This window comes from Marinimicrobium sp. UBA4209 (assembly GCF_002381585.1).
Taxonomy (GTDB): domain Bacteria; phylum Pseudomonadota; class Gammaproteobacteria; order Pseudomonadales; family Cellvibrionaceae; genus Marinimicrobium; species Marinimicrobium koreense.
This window is the reverse complement of the sequence record NZ_DFTP01000035.1, coordinates 3473-7082: the sequence shown is the minus strand read 5'-3', so window position 1 is coordinate 7082 and position 3610 is coordinate 3473. Positions and strand designations below refer to the sequence as shown.

The window sequence follows — 3610 nt, the reverse complement described above, 5'->3', positions numbered from 1 at the left end:
AGACTCTCTGAGGCATGGATGCCGATGAGAAGCCCCCATGGACGGGTTCACGGCGGGTTTCCAAACGGTACTCCCCTCGCTGGGCCGGACGTGATGCATCGAAATAGCTAATAAACCAACTCAAACCACCTTTTATCCTGCCAGCACTTGGCCTTTCGGCTCATTTCAGGCACAATTCACGCCTATTTTTGGCCCTGCGGGGCAATCATTCAGACTTACCCTGTGCACGATGTCTGAAGTTCGACGACAATGCACTCACAGAAAGCTGAGGAAACGGCCGAATGGCGAAAGAAGACAATATTGAATTTGAAGGTGAAGTAGTCGACACCCTGCCCAATACCACTTTCCGCGTAAAGCTGGAAAACGGGCACGTGGTGACCGCGCACATCTCCGGCAAGATGCGTAAAAACTATATCCGCATCCTCACCGGCGACAAGGTCAAGGTCGAAATGACCCCCTACGACCTCACCAAAGGTCGCATCACCTACCGCTCCCGCTAAGCACCCCTTCGGCGCCCTGCCCGCCCGGCGCCGGACAGCCTGGTTACCGACAAAAAACCCGCGCCTCCTGACGGTGGCGCGGGTTTCGTTATGCCTGTGGAAAAGTGAGTCGGTCAGGCCTTGCCATCTACCCTGATCGCCAGCTCATCCTTGTCCGGATCCACGCCCACATACACAGAGCCGCCATTTTCGGCCAGTTCTCCGAAAAGCACCGCTTCCGCCAGGGGCTTCTTGACCTTCTCCTGGATCAGACGAGCCATGGGTCGGGCGCCCATTTTTTCATCATAACCGTGCTCGGCCAGCCACTGACGAGCCTCGTCGGTCACCTCGAGGGTGACCTTCTTGTCGTCCAACTGGGACTGCAGTTCCACCAGGAACTTGTCCACCACGGTCTTGATGACGTCCATACTCAGGGCGCCGAACTGCACGACCGCATCCAGCCGGTTGCGGAACTCGGGGGTAAAGGACTTTTTGATCGCCTCTTTACCATCGGTGGTGTGATCCTGATGGGTGAAGCCGATGGACGGCCGACTCATGTCCTCCGCGCCCGCATTGGTGGTCATCACCAGGATGACGTTGCGGAAGTCCGCCTTGCGGCCGTTGTTGTCGGTCAGGGTCCCGTGATCCATTACCTGCAACAGCAGATTGAACACCTCGGGGTGCGCCTTCTCGATCTCATCGAGCAACACCACACTGTGGGGATGCTTGGTTACCGCATCGGTGAGCAGGCCACCCTGATCAAACCCGACATAGCCCGGAGGCGCACCGATCAGACGGGACACCGTGTGCCGCTCCATGTACTCGGACATATCGAAACGGATCAACTCCACACCCAGGCACTTGGCCAACTGCCGGGTCACCTCGGTCTTACCGACACCGGTGGGACCGGCGAACAGGAAGGAACCGATGGGTTTCTCAGCGGAGCCCAGGCCGGCGCGCGACAGCTTGATCGCGGTCGACAGGGTGTCGATGGCCTCGTCCTGTCCGAAGACGGTCATCTTCAGGTTGTCATCCAGCTTGCGCAATTGCTCCTTGTCCGAAGAGGACACGCTCTTCGGGGGAATGCGCGCAATCTTGGCAACCACCGCCTCGATATCGGACACACCGACGGTTTTCTTGCGCTTGCTCGGCGGCTGCAACTGCTGGTAGGCCCCGGCCTCGTCAATCACGTCGATCGCCTTGTCGGGCAGGAAGCGTTCATTGATGTAACGCTCGGACAGCTCCGCCGCCGTGCGCAGTGCCGGGTCGGTGTAGCGAAGTCCATGGTGCTTCTCAAAGCGGCTCTTGAGCCCTTTCAGGATCTGATAGGTCTCGTCCACCGTGGGTTCTTTGACGTCCACCTTCTGGAAGCGCCGGGACAGGGCCCGGTCCTTCTCAAACACGCCCCGGTATTCCTGATAGGTAGTGGACCCCATGCAGCGCAATTCGCCGGAGGACAGCAGAGGCTTGAGCAGGTTGGAGGCGTCCATGACACCGCCGGAGGCCGCCCCCGCACCGATGATGGTATGAATTTCGTCGATGAACAGAATCGCATTCTTCTGCTTTTTCAGCTCACCGAGCAGCCCTTTGAAGCGCTTTTCAAAGTCACCACGGTATTTGGTGCCTGCGAGCAGCGCTCCCATATCCAGGGAATAGACCACGCTGTCCGCCAGCGCTTCGGGCACATTGCCGTCCACCACGCGCTTCGCCAGCCCTTCGGCAATGGCGGTTTTACCCACCCCGGACTCGCCCACCAGCAGCGGGTTGTTCTTGCGCCGACGGGAGAGAATCTGGCTGACCCGCTCCACCTCGTACTCGCGCCCCACCAGGGGATCAATACGCCCCTGCATGGCCTGCTCGTTCAGGTTGGCCGCAAAACTCTCCAGCGGGCTCTGGCTGGGCGACTCACCGCCGATGGCATCATCGTCGTGCTGCTCCTGGGCGGAGTCGTTGCCGTGATCGGACTGTCCGGCCACCTTATGAATGCCGTGGGTGATGTAGTTGACCACATCAATGCGGGCAATACTCTGCTGCTTCAGGTAGTAGACCGCCTGACTTTCCTGCTCACTGAAGATGGCCACCAGCACATTGGCCCCGGTCACCTCCTGCTTTCCCGAGGACTGAACGTGGAATACCGCGCGCTGCAGTACCCGTTGGAAGCCCAGTGTCGGTTGGGTTTCCCGCTCGGTGTCGTCTTCCGGAATCAGAGGCGTGGTGGAGTCGACAAATTCGATCAACTCCTTGCGCAACTGGCCCAGGTCCGCACCGCAGGCACGCAGGACATTCGCCGCCGATTCATTGTCGATCAACGCCAGCAACAGGTGCTCAACGGTCATGAATTCATGCCGCTTTGAGCGCGCGCCCTTGAACGCCAGGTTCAGGGTAATTTCGAGATCTTTACTTAGCATCGCTGATAACCTCTACTGCAGAGTCACCGGTCGTCGTCTTCCACTGCTTCGATTTCACACAACAGCGGATGTTCATTGTCCTTGGCAAATTGATTGACCTGGGCCGCCTTGGTCTCGGCAATATCCCGAGTATAGACACCACATACGGCTTTACCTTGGGTATGTACTTTGATCATGACCTGGGTTGCCTTCTCCCGGTTCATGGAAAAAAAGATTTCCAGCGTCTCCACCACAAAATCCATGGGTGTGTAGTCATCGTTGAACATGACCACCTTGTACATTGGCGGGCGGCGCAGCTTGGGCTTGTCCTCCTGCACCGCCACATTGCCGTCCCCTTCGGCCGCATCCGGCTCTTTGGCCAGCATTGGCTCTTTACTTAAGGTTAGATGATAGATCGCCATTTTTCCCATCAGTACCGAAAAAGGTTGCGTAAAAATGTGTAATCCAGCCGGGCTGCCCGACCGGGATATACGCTTCATTGTACCGGAACGATGCCCCGGTCACCTACCACCTTCCCGGGCCGCACACTTGACACGGGAAGGAAACTTCGCTAAAACGAGTGACGTTGGTCAAAAAAGCAACAAAGTGACGGGCTAGTTAAGCACTTTGAGCAATAAACCAACACACTCTAATAACGATTAACGATGAGGTCTGTGTGCCTCTCCGCAACAGAAGGATACCCCCCATGCCTACAGGTACCGTCAAGTGGTTCAATAACGCCAA

3 protein-coding genes are annotated in these 3610 nt (G+C 57.5%); 1 reads left to right on the top strand and 2 read right to left on the bottom strand.

Features of this window, described 5'->3' with window-relative positions; all coding sequences use genetic code 11:
- Positions 1 to 281: 281 nt before the first annotated feature.
- On the top strand, positions 282 to 500 hold the full coding sequence (infA, locus tag B3187_RS05150) for a translation initiation factor IF-1 (protein ID WP_024460472.1): 219 nt from the start codon (positions 282 to 284) through the stop codon (positions 498 to 500).
- 113 nt (positions 501 to 613) lie between these two features.
- On the opposite strand, the gene clpA is transcribed toward infA, so the two are convergent.
- Positions 614 to 2887, bottom strand: a complete 2274-nt coding sequence (gene clpA, locus B3187_RS05145) for an ATP-dependent Clp protease ATP-binding subunit ClpA (protein ID WP_024460473.1) — start codon at positions 2885 to 2887, stop codon at positions 614 to 616.
- Between the two features lie 23 nt (positions 2888 to 2910).
- The gene (gene clpS, locus B3187_RS05140) at positions 2911 to 3252 is read right to left on the bottom strand and encodes an ATP-dependent Clp protease adapter ClpS (protein ID WP_286804920.1); all 342 of its coding nucleotides are present in this window, start codon (positions 3250 to 3252) and stop codon (positions 2911 to 2913) included.
- Positions 3253 to 3610: the final 358 nt, after the last annotated feature.

Coding starts and splice junctions, on each gene's coding strand:
- clpS (WP_286804920.1), bottom strand. CDS start 3,252: ATGCTGGCCAAAGAGCCGGATGCGGCCGAAGGGGACGGCAATGTGGCG.
- infA (WP_024460472.1), top strand. CDS start 282: ATGGCGAAAGAAGACAATATTGAATTTGAAGGTGAAGTAGTCGACACC.
- clpA (WP_024460473.1), bottom strand. CDS start 2,887: ATGCTAAGTAAAGATCTCGAAATTACCCTGAACCTGGCGTTCAAGGGC.